Source organism: Hydrogenophaga taeniospiralis CCUG 15921, from assembly GCF_001592305.1.
GTDB lineage: Bacteria > Pseudomonadota > Gammaproteobacteria > Burkholderiales > Burkholderiaceae_C > Hydrogenophaga > Hydrogenophaga taeniospiralis.
In genome coordinates, this window is sequence record NZ_BCWR01000019.1 from 138472 (window position 1) to 153334 (window position 14863).

General features: G+C 69.9%; 13 protein-coding genes. 10 read left to right on the top strand and 3 right to left on the bottom strand.

Annotated features, from left to right (window positions below; all coding sequences use genetic code 11):
• Nucleotides 1-24: 24 nt before the first annotated feature.
• Both HTA01S_RS20920 and HTA01S_RS20925 read left to right on the top strand, forming a co-directional pair.
• On the top strand, nt 25-1170 hold the full coding sequence (locus tag HTA01S_RS20920) for a PhaM family polyhydroxyalkanoate granule multifunctional regulatory protein (protein WP_084236396.1): 1146 nt from the start codon (nt 25-27) through the stop codon (nt 1168-1170).
• Nucleotides 1171-1213: 43 nt separating this feature from the next.
• The gene (locus tag HTA01S_RS20925; protein ID WP_068174857.1) at nt 1214-2518 is read left to right on the top strand and encodes an FIST signal transduction protein; all 1305 of its coding nucleotides are present in this window, start codon (nt 1214-1216) and stop codon (nt 2516-2518) included.
• A gap of 128 nt (nt 2519-2646) precedes the next feature.
• Here HTA01S_RS20925 and HTA01S_RS20930 read toward each other — a convergent pair whose 3' ends face one another.
• From HTA01S_RS20930 to HTA01S_RS20940, 3 genes are all read right to left on the bottom strand, one after another.
• Nucleotides 2647-3915, bottom strand: a complete 1269-nt coding sequence (locus tag HTA01S_RS20930) for an MFS transporter (RefSeq protein WP_068174859.1) — start codon at nt 3913-3915, stop codon at nt 2647-2649.
• A complete protein-coding gene (locus HTA01S_RS20935) occupies nt 3912-4778 on the bottom strand; it encodes a ProQ/FINO family protein (protein WP_084236398.1) in 867 nt (288 codons plus the stop codon). Before HTA01S_RS20935 ends, HTA01S_RS20930 begins: the two co-directional genes overlap by 4 nt.
• A 288-nt stretch (nt 4779-5066) precedes the next feature.
• A complete protein-coding gene (locus HTA01S_RS20940) occupies nt 5067-5798 on the bottom strand; it encodes a helix-turn-helix domain-containing protein (protein WP_068174861.1) in 732 nt (243 codons plus the stop codon).
• Nucleotides 5799-5969: 171 nt separating this feature from the next.
• Between HTA01S_RS20940 and HTA01S_RS20945 the strand changes: the two genes are divergently transcribed.
• From HTA01S_RS20945 to HTA01S_RS20980, 8 genes are read left to right on the top strand one after another with little or no spacing between them, the layout of a single operon-like run.
• The gene (locus HTA01S_RS20945) at nt 5970-6854 is read left to right on the top strand and encodes a hypothetical protein (RefSeq protein ID WP_218017375.1); all 885 of its coding nucleotides are present in this window, start codon (nt 5970-5972) and stop codon (nt 6852-6854) included.
• Between the two features lie 26 nt (nt 6855-6880).
• Entirely contained in the window at nt 6881-8851 is a 1971-nt protein-coding gene (locus HTA01S_RS20950) for an MFS transporter (RefSeq protein WP_068174865.1), read from the top strand.
• A gap of 31 nt (nt 8852-8882) precedes the next feature.
• Nucleotides 8883-9521 (top strand): CDP-alcohol phosphatidyltransferase family protein, encoded by a 639-nt coding sequence (locus tag HTA01S_RS20955; protein ID WP_068174870.1) that lies wholly within the window; start codon nt 8883-8885, stop codon nt 9519-9521.
• Nucleotides 9518-11278, top strand: coding sequence for a bifunctional alpha/beta hydrolase/class I SAM-dependent methyltransferase (locus HTA01S_RS20960; RefSeq protein ID WP_068174872.1), 1761 nt, complete (start codon nt 9518-9520; stop codon nt 11276-11278). The genes HTA01S_RS20955 and HTA01S_RS20960 overlap by 4 nt, the downstream gene beginning before the upstream one ends.
• Nucleotides 11275-12651, top strand: a complete 1377-nt coding sequence (locus tag HTA01S_RS20965) for a phosphatase PAP2/dual specificity phosphatase family protein (protein WP_068174874.1) — start codon at nt 11275-11277, stop codon at nt 12649-12651. Before HTA01S_RS20960 ends, HTA01S_RS20965 begins: the two co-directional genes overlap by 4 nt.
• Nucleotides 12648-13085 (top strand): hypothetical protein, encoded by a 438-nt coding sequence (locus HTA01S_RS20970; RefSeq protein WP_068174876.1) that lies wholly within the window; start codon nt 12648-12650, stop codon nt 13083-13085. Before HTA01S_RS20965 ends, HTA01S_RS20970 begins: the two co-directional genes overlap by 4 nt.
• Before the next feature lie 55 nt (nt 13086-13140).
• Nucleotides 13141-13881 (top strand): lysophospholipid acyltransferase family protein, encoded by a 741-nt coding sequence (locus HTA01S_RS20975; protein ID WP_084236400.1) that lies wholly within the window; start codon nt 13141-13143, stop codon nt 13879-13881.
• Nucleotides 13878-14840, top strand: a complete 963-nt coding sequence (locus tag HTA01S_RS20980) for a phosphatidate cytidylyltransferase (RefSeq protein ID WP_068174878.1) — start codon at nt 13878-13880, stop codon at nt 14838-14840. Before HTA01S_RS20975 ends, HTA01S_RS20980 begins: the two co-directional genes overlap by 4 nt.
• Nucleotides 14841-14863: the final 23 nt, after the last annotated feature.

The window sequence follows — 14863 nt, forward strand, 5'->3', positions numbered from 1 at the left end:
GGAACGATCCATCAGGAGACCTTCATGAGCGACACATCGGGCAGCGGTTTCGGCAAATTCGTGCCGGGCTTCGAGTTCCTGCAGAACCTGGCCGGTCAAGCCGCCGGGGGCGTGGCGCAGGGCATCGGCAACAGCATTCCGCAGCTGCCCAACCTGGGCAACTGGGTCGCTCCCACGTTCAATGTGGAAGACCTGGAAAAACGCATCGAAGAGCTCAAGGCCGTGCATTTCTGGCTCGACCAGAATTCCAAGGCGCTGGGGGCCACCATCCAGGCGCTGGAAGTGCAGAAGATGACGCTGGCCACGCTGAAGAACATGAACTTCAGCCTGGGCGACGTGGCCAACGCGCTGAAGATCAAGGCCGCCGACACCGTGGCCAGCTTCACCGGCGGCGCGCCCGCCGCGGCTCCTGCCCACACCGCCTTCGCCGGCCTCGAAATCCCGCCCCGCACCTACGGCAACCCCCCAGCGGCGGAGGCGCAGGCCGACGAAGCTGACGACGAAGAAGACGAACCGGCGCCCCCACCCATGGCCCGGCCCCGCAAGACCCGGGCGCGGCCGGCGACCCCAGCCGCACAGGCTGCCGCACCCGCGGGTGGTGTGGTGGACCCCATGCAGTGGTGGGGCGCCCTGTCCCAGCAGTTCCAGACCATCGCGGCCTCCGCGCTGAAGGACGTGGCCAAACAGACCGCGCTCGACACCACCCGCCAGGTGGCCAGCGGCCTGACCGAGCAGGCCGTGAAAACCGCCACTGGCATGGCCGGCAAGGTCACGCGTGGCCTGAGCGACACCGTGGCACGCAACGTGGGCACCGCCGCCGGCCTGGGGCAGGCGGCGGCGCGGGCCGTGACCGGGCGCCAGCGCGCCGCCCCGCCCGTGGCGAAGAAAGCCGCCCCCCGCCCAGCCGCCCCCGCGCCAGCGGCCAAGAAGGCGCCCAGCCGCACACGCGCCGCCGCGGCGCCCGCCGCCCGCAAGGCGGCCCAGCCGATGTCCGCCGGTGACTGGCCGTTGCCCACCTCGTTTTTCCCCATGACCGGCTTCCAGCCCGCCCCGCCCGCCCAGGCCCCCAAACCCCGCGCGGTCGCGAAGAAGAAGGCGACCGCGAAGAAAGCCACGGTCAGGAAAGCCGCCACCGACAAGGCCGCGCGCAGCGGCACGCGCCAGCGTTGATCGGGCGGACTGAACCCGGCGCCAGCGGCGTGGTCCATACCCCATGAAACTCTTTCCCTACGCCCACGCCACCCACCCCCAGTGGCGCATGGCCGCCGCCCTGGTGCTGGCGCAGTTGCGCGCGCAGATGGCGCTGCCTGACCACGCCAAAGCGCCCGCGCTGGCGCTGCTCTATATCACCGACCACTACGCCAGCGAAGCCCAGGCCATCCTGGAACACCTCAGCGCCGAGCTGCCCGAGGTGACCGACTGGGCCGGCACGGTGGGCGTGGGGGTGTCGGCCAACAACGTCGAGTACTTCGACGAACCCGCGCTGGCCGTGATGCTGTGCGACCTCAGCCCCGACCAGTACCGCGTGTTCAGCGGTGTGGCCCCGCTCTCGGCCAGCGGGCGCGAGCCGGGGGCCGATGGCTTCGTGGCCCACACCGCCCTCGTGCACGCCGACAGCGGCACGCCCGAGCTGGCCGAGCTGATCGCCGAGGTGGCCGAGCGCACCGCCAGCGGTTATCTGTTCGGTGGTCTGGCGGGCAGCCGCGACGCCAGTGTGCAGTTCGCCTTCAGCAGCGCGGGCAATCTGCGCGGCCACGGCGCGGCCAGTGGGGTGTTTCACGGCGGCCTGAGCGGCGTGGCCTTCGGGCCCGACGTGGGGCTGGTGTCGCGCGTCACACAGGGCGCGCAACCGGTGGACCGGGAGCGCGGCATCACCGCCATCGAAGGCAACCTCGTGCTCTCGCTCGACGGCGAACCCGCGCTGGATGTGTTGCTGCGCTCCCTGGACATCACGCTGGAGCGGCCGCAGGAAGCGATCGACCGGCTGCGCACCACCCTGGTGGGCCTGACCCTGCCGCAGCACGCACTGGCCGACGCCGCCGGCCCGCGCGAGCGCCAGGCGCGTGGCCAGTTCGGCCCCGAAGTCCTGGTGCGCCACATCATCGGTCTGGACCCGGGGCGCCGGGGCATGGCCATTGCCGACACGCCCCCCGTGGGTACGCGGCTGGCGCTGTGCGAGCGCAACGCGCAGGCCGCGCGCGCCGACCTCACGCGGGTGTGTGCGGAGATTCGCGAGGAACTCGAACCCGAAGAGCTCAGCCTGCCGGTGGCCGCTGCGCTGGCCGCCCACGAGCTGGAGGCCGCGCCCCACCCGGCGCGCCGCATCGCGGGCGCGGTGTACGTGAGCTGCGCCGGCCGGGGTGGCCCGCACTTTGGCGCCCCCAGCGCCGAGCTGCAGATCGTGCGCCGGGCACTGGGCGACGTGCCCCTGGTGGGTTTTTTCGCAGGCGGCGAAATCGCGCACCACCGGCTCTATGGCTACACCGGCGTGCTGACCGTGTTCACCATGCCGGTGTAGGACGACACCCCCGCAGCGCTTCGCGCTACCCCCTCCAGGGGGCGGCACTGGCCGTCCGGCAGAGCCGGCCCGGCGGTGCCCTTGGGTTGGACCGCTTCACGCATTGCGGTCACGCGGAAGGCAAACGCTCAGATGGGAGCAACCCGGGCCCGGGCATGGCCTGCACCCGTGCCACGGGCCCGCTTGAGCAGGAACAGAACGATGCCGATGTTGAGCAGGTTGAAGGCGATGCCGTTGAGGAAGGCCGCCTGGTAGGAACCGGTCAGGTCGAAGATCGCGCCCGACATCCAGCCGCCCAGTGCCATGCCCAGCAGCGTGGCCATGAGCACCGTGCCCACGCGCGCGCCGGCCTGGGCGGGCGAGAAGTGTTCGCGGACGATCAGCGCGTAGCTCGGCACGATGCCGCCCTGGAACAGGCCAAACATTCCCGAGATCAGGTACAGCGGCACCAGGCCGTCGAAGGGCAGGAACATCAGCAGCGCCACACCCTGCAGCACCGAGCCCAGCAGCAGGGTGCGCAGGCCGCCGATGTGGTCCGAGATCCAGCCCGAGATCAGCCGGCTCGCGATGCCCATGCCCAGCATCACCGACAGCATCTCCGCACCGCGCGCTGCGCCAAAACCCAGATCGGTGCAGTAGGCCACGATGTGCACCTGCGGCATCGACATCGCCACGCAGCACGACACGCCGGCCACGCACAGCAGGGCCTGCAGCGTGCCGGGCGAGAGGCCGAGCGGGCGTTCGCCCTGGGCGGCGGCGGGGTGGTGGATGTCCTTGGCCGCGGGTTCAGGACCCGGCTGCGCGGGCGGGCGGCGCCGCAGCACCAGCGCCAGCGGCAACATCACCAGCAGACAGAACGCGCCGATGCCGGTGTAGGCCTGGCGCCAGCCGCCGTGGTCGATGAAATACTGGATCACCGGCGGCCAGACGGCGCCGGCCAGGTAGTTGCCGCTCATGCAGATCGCCAGCGCGATGCCGCGGCGCCGGGTGAACCAGCGCGAGGTGTCGGCCACCAGTGGCGCAAACGTGGCCGAGGTGCCCAGCAGGCCGATCAGGAGGCCCTGCGCCAGGCTGAACTGCCACAGGCTCTGGGCCGCGCCCGCGGCGATGAAACCCAGGCCCAGACCCACCGCGCCGCCCAGCACCGGCACCATCACGCCGAACCGGTCCGACAGCCGGCCCATGAGGATGCCGCCGAGGCCGAAGCCCACCATGGTCAGCGTGTAGGGCAGCGAGGCGTCGCCGCGCGCCACGTCGAAGTCGGCCTGGATGCGTGGCAGCACCACCGTGACCGCATACATGCCCGCGCCGCCCAGCGTCATCAGCGCCAGCGACACCACCAGCCGGAACCACGCGTAGGGCGATTCGGCGGTGGCGGCGGGCGGGGCCGGGTTCATGGGGCGGGGGAGGGGGCGCCGGGTTCGGCCGCGGTTGCGTCGCTGTCTGCGTCGCTGTCTGCGTCGGGCGTTGCGCCGGTGGTTGCAGCGGGGGCCTCGGCGGCCGGCGTGGCGGCGCGGTTCAGGCGGGCCCGGGCACGCTCCAGCGTGCGGTTGGCGTCCAGCACGTGCAGACCGTACATGTCGGCGAATTCGGCGAGGGTCTTTCCGCTGGCCTCGAAGGTGCGCAGCAGGGCCTCTTCGCGCGCGGCCTGGCGGGCGGCTTCGGCCAGCGCGTCGCGGGTCAGCTGGTTCACTTCCTCGTCGCGGCCGTGCACGCGTTCGGCGTATTCGTCGCGTTCCAGGCCGGAGGCTTCAAACGCTTTCAGAATGCGCTGGCGCAGTTTGGGCCGCAGGTCTTCGCGGCTGCGCGCGCCACGGCGGCGAAACACCTCGATCAGCGCGTGGTGCACCTGCTCGGGCGTGAGGTCTTCGACCGGCTCGCCGGCCAGGTTGTGGCGCGGCAGGCCGGAGGCCACCACCGTCAGGTAGCGCGTGGAGCGCGTGTGCAGCGCGAGCGCTGCTTTGAGCCCGTCCTTGTCCAGGGCGTCGGGCTGTGCGGCCAGCAGGTCCTGATAGATGCCGCGCTTGAGGGGCAGCAGCACCTCGCCGAACAGCACCGGGTAGAGCGTGGCCAACTGGTCCAGCACCGGGTGCTGGCGCGCGGGCGCCGGGCCCGCGGGACGCTCGGCGGCCGGGCGTTGCGGGCGGCGGCCACGGTTCGGCCGCTGGCCGCGTGGCGCGGCGCCGGTGGGCGCCGAGGCGCGGGCTTCAGCGGGGGCCGCAGCGGTGTGGTCGGGCGAGTCGTTGGCGGGTGCGTTCATGAGTGCGTGCGGAGCAGGAAAAGAAGTGGGCCCGCTGTCGGGCAAGCCCGACATCATGCCAGCGCTTGGGGCGACGCGTTTGTGGGAAGCCCAACCATCCGCTAGGGGCCGAGCCTGTCGAAGCCCGGATGGGTGTTGAGCCAGGCCTGCGACCCCATGAACAAGGCGTTGTTTCCAGGGCGCCGCCTCAGAGGGGGAGCCAACCCCAGGGCACCGCGGAACCGGCTCCGCCGGGCCGCCAGTGCCGCCCCCCTTTGGGGGGTGACGCGAAGCGGCGCGGGGGGGCCTTCACCGACGAAGTCGACTGAAGGCTTCAAATTCCCATCCCCGCATCGCCAGCACCAGCGTGTAGCCCCCGCGGTCCTTCTCGGCCAGCTTCTGGTCGGTCTGGTGCTGCTGGGCAAAGTCCTGCGCCACGCGCTGCAGCCGCTCCACGAAGATCGGCGCGAGCGCGCGGCTGATCGAGCCGTGCACCAGCAGCAGGCCCTCGCCCGAGCCGTCGAAGCCGCCCGCGAAATAGTCGAGCAGGGCGTGGTCGCGGAAGTAGTTCATCACCGGGCCGTGCGGCCGCCAGCGAAAGGTCTTGGCGAGCTTGAGGCGGTAGCGGTTGAGCGGGCGCAGCTCGATGATGCCGATGCGGTCGAGCTGCGCCAGGCAGCTCACGCACTCGGCCTCGCTGAGCCGGTAGGCCGCGGTGATCTGCTCCAGCGTCCACTGGCTGAGCACACAGATCGCGACCAGCAGCAGCTTCTTGTCGGCCACCACGGCGCGCTCCTGTTCGGCCGTCATCTCGCGCAGCAGCGGCTGGGCGTCGGCCACGCGGCGCGCCAGGTCGGCGAAGTCCAGCTTGAGCGCGCGGCAGATCTCGTCCACGCGAGAGAGCGACATGTCGCCCTTGGCCAGCATGCGTTTCACGCTCGACTCCGCCATGCCCATGGCCCGCGCCAGATCGGCGTAGGTCATCTGCGCGGTCTTGAGTTCCTTCTTCAGGGCGGTGACCAGATCCTGGGTGGTGCTCATGAGGAATGCCTTCGTGCGGATCGGGTATCGGATATCGATACCTCTGGTTGGAAGTGGGTGCACTGTATCGGAAGTTGACCCGTCTGGACGCGGGCCACTCAGACACTGCGCCCCGGTCTCACCCCCTGTCCTGTTTGTTTCACCCGGCCCATGCGCCACCGGAGTGCCCTCATGTCCTTGTCCGTCAGGTCTGCCACCTCCCGCCCCACCACCCCGTGTGTGCTGCGATCCATGCCCTTGTCACCCGTCGGGCAGCGGCTGGTGACCCTGGGCACCGCGCTGCTGGTGCTCTGGCTGCTGGCGGTGATCGCCGGGCCGGCCTGGCTGGCGCACAGCGGCCTGGCGCTCAATGCCCATGGCCATGCCGCGCTGCATGCCCATGGCCATCCGTTCGTGGACGCCCGAAGCCTCTGGGGCGTGCCCAACTTCATGGACGTCTGGACCAACCTGGCGTTGGGGGTCGCGGGTCTGCTGGGCGGGTGGATGCTGCTGCGCGATGGCCCCTGGGCGCCGGGCACCCGGCTGGCCCTGGCCGTGTTCTTCGGTGGCCTGTTGGCCACGGGTTTCGGCTCGGCCTGGTACCACTGGGCGCCCGATGCCCACGGCCTGGTGCTCGACCGCATGGGCATGGCGGTCACCTTTGCCGGTGCGCTGGCGCTGGCGGTGGCCGAGCGCGTGGGGCAGAAGCCGGCGGCGTGCGTGATGCGCCTGACGCTGGTGGTGGCGCTGCTCTCGGCCGTGATGCCGCTCACCCACGGCAATGTGCTGCCTTGGGCCGTGGTGCAGTTCGGCGGCATGGCGCTCATGGTCTGGCTCGCGCTGTACCCGCCCCGGGCCGGCGCCCTGGGGGTGCGCCTCGGCGTGCTGATCGGCCTGTATGCGCTGGCCAAGCTGCTGGAGCTGGGCGACGAAGCGGTGTTCCACGCCACGGGCGAGGTGGTGTCGGGCCACAGCCTCAAGCACCTGGTGGCCGGTCTGGCCGCCTGGCCGGTGCTGCGGGCCATGCGGCAGAATGCGCGGGCAACGGGCCGCGGCGCGGCGCCCTCGGAACGATGATCACAACACCTCTGGAGGAGATCCGCATGAGCAGCCCAGCCACCACGTCCGCCGCGCTTCCCACGGCGAGCAACGCCCACGCCAGCGCCCACGAGGGCGGCCAGTTCGCCCTGCTCACGCAGCGCCGCTTCGGCCCCTTCTTCTGGGTGCAGTTCTTCGGCGCCGGCAACGACAACATCTTCAAGTTCGCCTTCACCGTGCTGGTCACTTACCAGCTGCAGGTGAGCTGGCTGCCGCCGGCCATGGCGGGCCTGGTGATCGGCGCGCTGTTCATCTTCCCGTACCTGATCTTCTCGGCCACCAGCGGCCAACTGGCCGACAAGTACCCCAAGGAGGTGCTGATCCGCTTCGTGAAGAACCTCGAAATCGCCATCATGCTGCTGGCCGGCTGGGGCTTCATGCAGCAGAACGTGCAGGTGCTGCTGGGTAGCGTGTTCCTCATGGGTCTGCACAGCACGCTGTTTGGCCCGGTGAAATTCGCCTACCTGCCGCAGCACCTGAGCGAGCGCGAGCTCACCGGCGGCAACGGCATGGTCGAGATGGGCACGTTTGTCGCCATCCTGCTCGGCAACGTGGCGGGCGGCCTGCTGATCGCCATGCCGCTCGTGGGCCCGACCTACGTGGCCGTCGCCTGCCTGCTGCTCGCCGTGATCGGCCGCGCGCTGGCGCAGGCCGTGCCCGTGTCGCCCGCCACCGACCCGCAACTGCGGATCAACTGGAACCCCATCACCGAGACCTGGCGGAACCTGAAGCTCGCGCACGGCAACACCGTGGTCTTCCGCTCGCTGCTGGGCATCAGCTGGATGTGGTTCTTCGGCGCCGTGTTCCTGAGCCAGTTCCCCAGCTTCGCGCGCGACGTGCTGCACGGCAACGAGCAGGTGGCCTCGCTGCTGCTGGTGGTGTTTTCCATCGGCATCGGCATCGGCGCGCTGCTGTGCGAAATGCTGAGCCGCCGCCACGTGGAGGTCGGCCTCGTGCCGCTGGGCGCCATCGGCATGAGCGTGTTTTCCATCGACCTGTATTTCGCCTCCCACAGCCTGCCGCCGTCTACCATCGCGCTCACGCTCGGCCAGTTCATGGCCGAGGCCGCGCATTGGCGCGTGCTGGCCGATCTGGCGCTGCTCTCGCTGTTCGCCGGCATCTACAGCGTGCCCATGTACGCGCTGATCCAGATGCGCAGCCAACCCACGCACCGCGCCCGCATCATCGCGGCGAACAACATCCTCAACGCGCTGTTCATGATCGGCAGCTCGGTGCTGGCGGGCGCGCTGCTCGGCGCCGGGGTGAGCGTCCCGCAGCTGTTCCTGCTGGTGGGCCTGGCCAACGCCGTGGTCGCGTTCTACATCTTCATGCTGGTGCCCGAATACCTGCTGCGCTTCGTGGCCTGGATCGCGTCGCGCTTCGTCTACCGCTTCCGGGTGGCGGGCGACGAACACATCCCCACCCAGGGCGCGGCCGTCATCGTCTGCAACCACGTGAGCTTTGTCGACGCCGTGCTGCTCATGGCCGCCAGCCCGCGGCCCATGCGCTTCCTCATGGACCACCGCATCTTCAAAGTGCCGGTGCTGGGCTGGCTGTTCAAGCTGGCCAAGGCCATTCCGATCGCGCCACAGAAAGAAGACCCGGCCGCCTACGAAGCCGCGTTCGACGCCGCCGCCGCCGTGCTGCGCGAAGGCGATCTGCTGGCCATCTTCCCCGAGGGCGGCATCACACGCGACGGCACGCTGCAACCTTTCAAGGCCGGCGTCATGAAGATCCTGGAACGCGCCCAGGCCGACGGCGTGGCGGTGAACGTCATTCCCATGGCGCTGACCCATCTCTGGGGCTCGTTCTTCAGCCGCGTCGAGCTCGCCGGCGGCGAGCCCACCGCAATGGTCAAGCCCTTCCGGCGCGGCCTGTTCAACCGCGTGGGGCTGAACGTGGGGGAGCCGCTGCGGGCCGAGGCGGTGACGCCGGAGGGGCTGCGTGAGCGGGTGGCGGGCTTGCTCGAAGCCTGATGGCCCGCGTGTTTTTCCAGGGGAGCTTGGTGTGTCGATCTATCAGTTGAAACCTGCGTTTCAGAACCTGCTGCGCCCGGGCGTGGTGCGCCTGCACGCCTGGGGCGTGACGGCCAACCAGGTCACGGTGCTGGCCTGTGTGATCTCGGTCGCGCTCGGGCTGGGCCTGTTCTTCCTGGCGCCATCGCCGCAGGCCTTTGCGCTCATTCCGCTGTGGATGTTCGTGCGCATGGCGTTCAACGCGGTCGACGGCATGTTGGCGCGCGAACACGGGCAGCAGACGCCGCTGGGTACCTTTCTCAACGAGCTCACCGACGTGGTGTCCGACGCCGCGCTGTACCTGCCCTTTGCGCTGGTGCTGCCAGGCAGCCCCTTTTGGCTCGGGCTGGTGATCGTGCTGGCCGGGCTGTCGGAGTTTGCGGGCGCGCTGGGCAGCACCGTGGGAGCCAGCCGCCGCTACGAAGGCCCCATGGGCAAGAGCGATCGGGCCTTCGTGTTTGGTGCGCTGGGCCTGGCGCTCGCGCTGGAACTGTCCATGCCCGGCTGGACGGCGCTGCTGATGCCTTTGCTGGCCTTCCTCATTGCGCTCACCACCGTGCGCCGCGTTCGTTCGGCCCTGGCCGAGCGCGCCGTCTCGTCTTCGTCATCCACAACAAAAGGGAGTCCATGAACACCAGCCGCACAGCGCAGGAGCGCCAGTTTTCCACCCACGACGGGGTCTCGCTGTTCTACCGGCACTGGCCGGCCACGGCGGCACAGCGGCGGGGCGCGGTGCTGCTGTTTCACCGCGGGCACGAGCACGGCGCACGCATGGCCCATCTGGTGGACGAACTCAACCTGCCCGAATTCGACTTCTTCGCCTGGGATGCGCGCGGCCACGGCCGCTCGCCGGGCCAGCGCGGTCACAGCCCCAGCTTCGCCACCTCGGTGCGCGACGTGCAGACCTTTGTGGACCACATCGCTTCTGAGCACGGCGTGGCACAGACCGATCAATACGTCATCGCGCAAAGCGTGGGCGCGGTGCTGGTGTCAACTTGGGCACACGATTACGCCCCCACCATCCGCGGCATGACGCTGGCCTCGCCCGCGTTCAAGGTGAAGCTGTACGTGCCCTTCGCGCGCGCTGGCCTGGCACTGATGCACAAGCTGCGCGGGCTGTTCTTCGTGAACAGCTATGTGAAGGCCAAGTTCCTCACCCACGATCCCGAGCGCATTGCCAGCTACGAGGCCGACCCGCTGATCTCGCGCCCGATCGCGGTCAACATCCTGCTGGACCTGTACACCGCAGCCGAGCGCGTGGTGGCGGATGCACAGGCCATCGTGGTGCCCACGCAGTTGCTCATCTCGGGCGCCGACTGGGTGGTGCACCACCCGCCGCAACACCGGTTCTTCGAACGCCTAGGCAGTGCGGTGAAAGAGAAGCTCGAACTGCCGGGTTTCTTCCACGACACCCTGGGTGAGCGCGACCGCGCCAGCGCCCTGCTGGCCCTGCGCGGCTTTCTGCTCAAACAGTTCGAGGCCCCCGCCGCCCCGGTCAACCTGCTGCAGGCCGACCAGCGTGGCGCCACGGCGGACGAGGCGCGCGCGCTCGCCGAGCCGCTCTCGCCGCTGTCCCCGCGCGGTCTGTACTGGGCCGGCACGCGTGCCGGTCTCAAGCTGGGTGGCCTGTTGTCCGACGGCGTTCGCCTGGGCCATGAAACCGGTTTCGACTCCGGCAGCACGCTGGACTACGTGTACCGCAACCAGGCCAAGGGCGCGCCGCTGGTGGGCGCCCTGATCGACCGCGCCTACCTGGACTCCATCGGCTGGCGCGGCATCCGCCAGCGCAAGCTGCACGTCGAAGAACTGCTGCGCGAGGCCATGCAGCGCTTGGCCGATGCCGGTCGCGAGGTGCGGCTGATGGACATCGCCGCCGGGCACGGCCGCTACGTGCTCGATGCCGTGGCCAGCAGCCCGGTGCCGGTGGCCTCGGTGCTGCTGCGCGACTACAGCGACATCAACGTGCGCGACGGCCAGACGCTGATCGCGCAGCGTGGCCTGCAGTCCACCGCCCGGTTTGAGAAGGCCGACGCCTTCGACCGCGCCCAGGTGGCCAGTGCCACGCCGCGCCCCACGCTGGCCACGGTCTCGGGCCTGTACGAGCTGTTCCCCGACAACGCCATGGTCGCCCGCTCGTTGGCCGGGGTGGCCGACGCGGTGGAGCCGGGCGGTTATTTGGTCTACACCGGCCAGCCCTGGCACCCGCAGCTGGAGATGATCGCGCGCGCGCTCACCAGCCACCGCCAGGGCCAGGCCTGGGTGATGCGCCGCCGCACGCAGGCCGAGATGGACCAGCTCGTGGCCGCGGCGGGCTTCCGGAAGATCACGCAGCGTATCGACGAGCGGGGCATTTTCACGGTGTCGCTGGCGGTGCGCGAGGCGGCATGACTGCGGGCGGTCCTGTGAACCACAGCGCGCCTGCGCCCTGGCCGTGGCGGCGCTCGCTCGCCTGGCTGGCCCTGCTGGCGCCACTGTTCTACCTGACCTATGGCCTGGCCAACTGGTGGGCCGTGCAGCGCTGGGCCGCGGGGCAGGTGCCCACGGCGGTGTTTCACTGGGAGCACCACATCCCGTTCTGGGACTGGACGGTGTTCCCCTACTGGTCGATCAATGCCTTCTACGGCCTGTCGCTGTTCCTGAGCCGCAGCAAGCACCGCATCGACCGCCACGCGGCCCGCCTGCTCACGGCGCAGTTCATCGCCGTGGCCTGCTTTGTGGCGTGGCCGCTGCATTTCAGCTTCGGGCAGCCCGAGGCCCACGGCGCCGCCGGCTTTCTGTTTGCGGCCCTGCGCGGTTTTGACCAGCCCTTCAACCAGGCCCCTTCGCTGCACATCGCGCTGGCCGTCATCCTGTGGGACTGGTACCGCCCGCTGATGCGCAGCCCCTGGCAGCGGGTGCTGCTGCACGTCTGGACCTTCGCCATCTGCGCTTCGGTGCTCACCACCTACCAGCACCACTTCATCGACATCCCCACCGGCGCATTGCTCGGTTTGCTGTGCGTGTGGCTGTGGCCGCTGGAGCGCGAGGTGTCCTTGCCCTCTGCGTGGCGGCTGAGCCGCGAGCCGCAGCGGCTGAAGCTGGCCGCGCTGTACTCCGCTGGGGCTGCCGGCTTGCTGGCGCTGGCGCTCTGGTGGGGCGGCGTGGCGCTCTGGCTGGCCTGGCCGGCCGCGTCGCTGGCCGTGGTGGCCTTGAACTACCTGGGCTTTGGCGCGCGCGGGTTCCGCATGGACCGCTCGGGCCGCATGCACTGGTCGGCACGCTGGCTGCTGGCGCCGTACCTTTGGGCCGCGGCCTTCAACGCCTGGGCCTGGACGCGCGGGCTGCCGCCCCGCGTCGAGGTCGTGCCCGGCGTCTGGCTGGGGCGACGCCCGCGCCACGCCGAATGGCTGGCCGCTGGCCAGCCCGCGCTGGTGAGCCTGTGCGCGGAACTGCCCTTGCACGCTGCGGCGCAGCCAGTGAGCCGCTGCCTGCCGCTGCTGGACCTGGTGGTGCCCAGCCCGGCCCGCCTGCAGCGCGCGGCGCACCTGGTGCAGGCGCAGCGCGGCGCCCGCCAGGGCGGGCCGGTGTGGGTGTGCTGTGCGCTGGGTTTTTCGCGCAGCGCCGCGGCGGTGGTGGCCTGGCAGTTGCTGCAGGGCACGTCCGATCTGGCCCAGGCCGAAGCCCGCACCCGCCAGGCCCGGCCTCAACTGGTGCTGGGGCCGGGTTGGCTGGGGGCCTTGAAGCAACTGGTTTTGCCGGCCGCTGGTGGAGGCGGCCGGTGAGCGCGTTACCCATCAGCGAACAGGAGCGCGCCGATGCGCTGGCGCTCTCCGCCCTGCTGCGCGCCAGCCTGCGCACCCTGGGCACCTGGTCGCAGGGCTTGAGCCTGCTGGCCGTCGTGGTGGGCGTGGCCTGGCCGCCGCCGTCCCTTGCGGGGGCCGGTCTGTGGGCGCTGGTGTTGCTGTGTGGTCTGATGGAGCGGTACCTCGCGTTCCGGCTGGCACTGGACGAGCGCCTGTTTCACCAGCTGGGCCATGGCCACATGCCCAGCCTGCAAGCGCTGGACACCTCATTGGCCCGGCTCAGGTTGCGCCAAAGCGTCTTGCCCGAGCGCCTGTGGAGCGACCGCCTGCGTGGTACCCGCCACCTTCTCCAGCGGCATCTGGCTCTCGTGCTTCTGCAAACCGCCGCAGCGCTGGCTTCCTTGTTTTTTTAGGTTTGTTGTGAACCCAGACCCCTCTCCTTCCACGCGCCCACAAGCCCTCCCGCCCATGGAGCCCGAGGGTTCCGCGCCCCGCCGGTTGCTGGCCGCGCTGGCCCGGTTGACCATCGTCACCGGGGCGGGCCTGATCACCGGGTTGCGCTCGCTGTGGATCCGCACCGGGCCCACGGCCAATCAGACCGTGTACTTCGCCAACCACACCAGCCACGGCGACTTCGTGCTGCTCTGGGCTGCCCTGCCGCCCGACCTGCGCACGCTCACCCGCCCCGTGGCGGGCGAGGACTACTGGAACACGTCGGCGCTGCGCCGCTTCATCGGCCGCGACGTGTTCAACGCCCTCATGATCCGGCGCGACGCCAGCGCTGCCGGCCCCAGCAGCGGCGACCCGCTGGCGCAGATGGGCGCCGCGCTCACCGCCGGTGACTCGCTCATCATCTTTCCCGAAGGCACGCGCAACACCGGCGAAGCGGTGCTGCTGCCGCTCAAGAGCGGCATCTACCACCTCTCCCGCTCGTTCGGCCATGTGCGCTTCGTGCCGGTGTGGATCGAAAACCTGAAACGTGTGCTGCCCAAAGGCGCTCTGCTGCCCGTGCCGCTGGCCTGCAGCGTGCGCTTTGGCGAGCCGCTGACCCTGATTCCGCAAGAAGACAAACAGCGGTTCCTGCAGCGCGCGCGCCAGGCCCTGCTGGATCTGCGACCCGAATACGACCGCGAGGCCGACCCCGCGCCCCCGGCGCCACCCTCAGAGCCATCGAGCCGCGAAACCCAGACACCCGGGAGCGGCGCATGAACGCAGACACCTTCTTTGCGCTCTTCACGCCCACGGGCTGGCTGTTCGTCGGCGTCACGGGCGTGCTCGTGCTCGCCTCCAGCATCGCCGCCGTGCTCAAGTGGCGCGTGGCCCACGGCGCGCCGCACGCCGTCATCGACAACCTCACCTCGCGCATCAACGCCTGGTGGATCATGGTGGGTGCCATTGGCATCGCCTTTCTGTTCGGCAAGAACGGCGTGGTCGTGCTGTTCTTCCTGATCTCGTTCCACGCGCTGCGCGAATTCCTGAGCCTGGCCTACACCCGACGCGGCGACCACACCGCCATGGCCGCGGCCTTCTACGTGGCCCTGCCCATGCAGTATTTCCTGGTGTGGACCGAGTGGTACGGCATGTATTCCATCTTCATCCCGGTCTACGCCTTCCTGCTGCTGCCCATCCTGGCGGCCACGGGCGGCGACACCCAGCGCTTCCTGGAGCGCGCCTCCAAGGTGCAGTGGGGCCTGATGGTCAGCGTGTTCTGCATCAGCCATGTGCCCGCCTTGCTCACGCTGCCCGTGATCGGTTTTGAAGGCAAGAACATGCTGCTCATCGCCTTCTTGGTGATCGTGGTGCAGGGCAGCGACGTGCTGCAGTACATCTGGGGCAAGCTGCTGGGCAAACACAAGGTGGCGCCCGTGCTGTCGCCCTCCAAGACCTGGGAAGGCCTCATCGGCGGCGTGGCCAGCGCCACCCTGCTGGGCGCGGCCCTGCACGGCATCACGCCTTTTTCACCGCTGCAGGCCGCCGGCATGGCGCTGCTGATCTGCCTCATGGGATTTTTCGGTGGCTTGGTGATGTCCGCCATCAAACGCGACCGCGGCGTGAAAGACTGGGGCAGCATGATCGAAGGCCACGGCGGCATGCTCGACCGCACCGACTCCGTGATCTTCGCCGCCCCGGTGTTTTTTCATGCGGTGCGGTACTGGTGGGTGCCTTGAGGCGCGCCGAAGAGTGGTGTCGG

Bases quoted from the DNA above. Each gene is read 5' to 3' on its own strand.
- HTA01S_RS20920 (WP_084236396.1), top strand. From the start codon at position 25: ATGAGCGACACATCGGGCAGCGGTTTCGGCAAATTCGTGCCGGGCTTC.
- HTA01S_RS20925 (WP_068174857.1), top strand. From the start codon at position 1,214: ATGAAACTCTTTCCCTACGCCCACGCCACCCACCCCCAGTGGCGCATG.
- HTA01S_RS20930 (WP_068174859.1), bottom strand. From the start codon at position 3,915: ATGAACCCGGCCCCGCCCGCCGCCACCGCCGAATCGCCCTACGCGTGG.
- HTA01S_RS20935 (WP_084236398.1), bottom strand. From the start codon at position 4,778: ATGAACGCACCCGCCAACGACTCGCCCGACCACACCGCTGCGGCCCCC.
- HTA01S_RS20940 (WP_068174861.1), bottom strand. From the start codon at position 5,798: ATGAGCACCACCCAGGATCTGGTCACCGCCCTGAAGAAGGAACTCAAG.
- HTA01S_RS20945 (WP_218017375.1), top strand. From the start codon at position 5,970: ATGTCCTTGTCCGTCAGGTCTGCCACCTCCCGCCCCACCACCCCGTGT.
- HTA01S_RS20950 (WP_068174865.1), top strand. From the start codon at position 6,881: ATGAGCAGCCCAGCCACCACGTCCGCCGCGCTTCCCACGGCGAGCAAC.
- HTA01S_RS20960 (WP_068174872.1), top strand. From the start codon at position 9,518: ATGAACACCAGCCGCACAGCGCAGGAGCGCCAGTTTTCCACCCACGAC.
- HTA01S_RS20965 (WP_068174874.1), top strand. From the start codon at position 11,275: ATGACTGCGGGCGGTCCTGTGAACCACAGCGCGCCTGCGCCCTGGCCG.
- HTA01S_RS20975 (WP_084236400.1), top strand. From the start codon at position 13,141: ATGGAGCCCGAGGGTTCCGCGCCCCGCCGGTTGCTGGCCGCGCTGGCC.
- HTA01S_RS20980 (WP_068174878.1), top strand. From the start codon at position 13,878: ATGAACGCAGACACCTTCTTTGCGCTCTTCACGCCCACGGGCTGGCTG.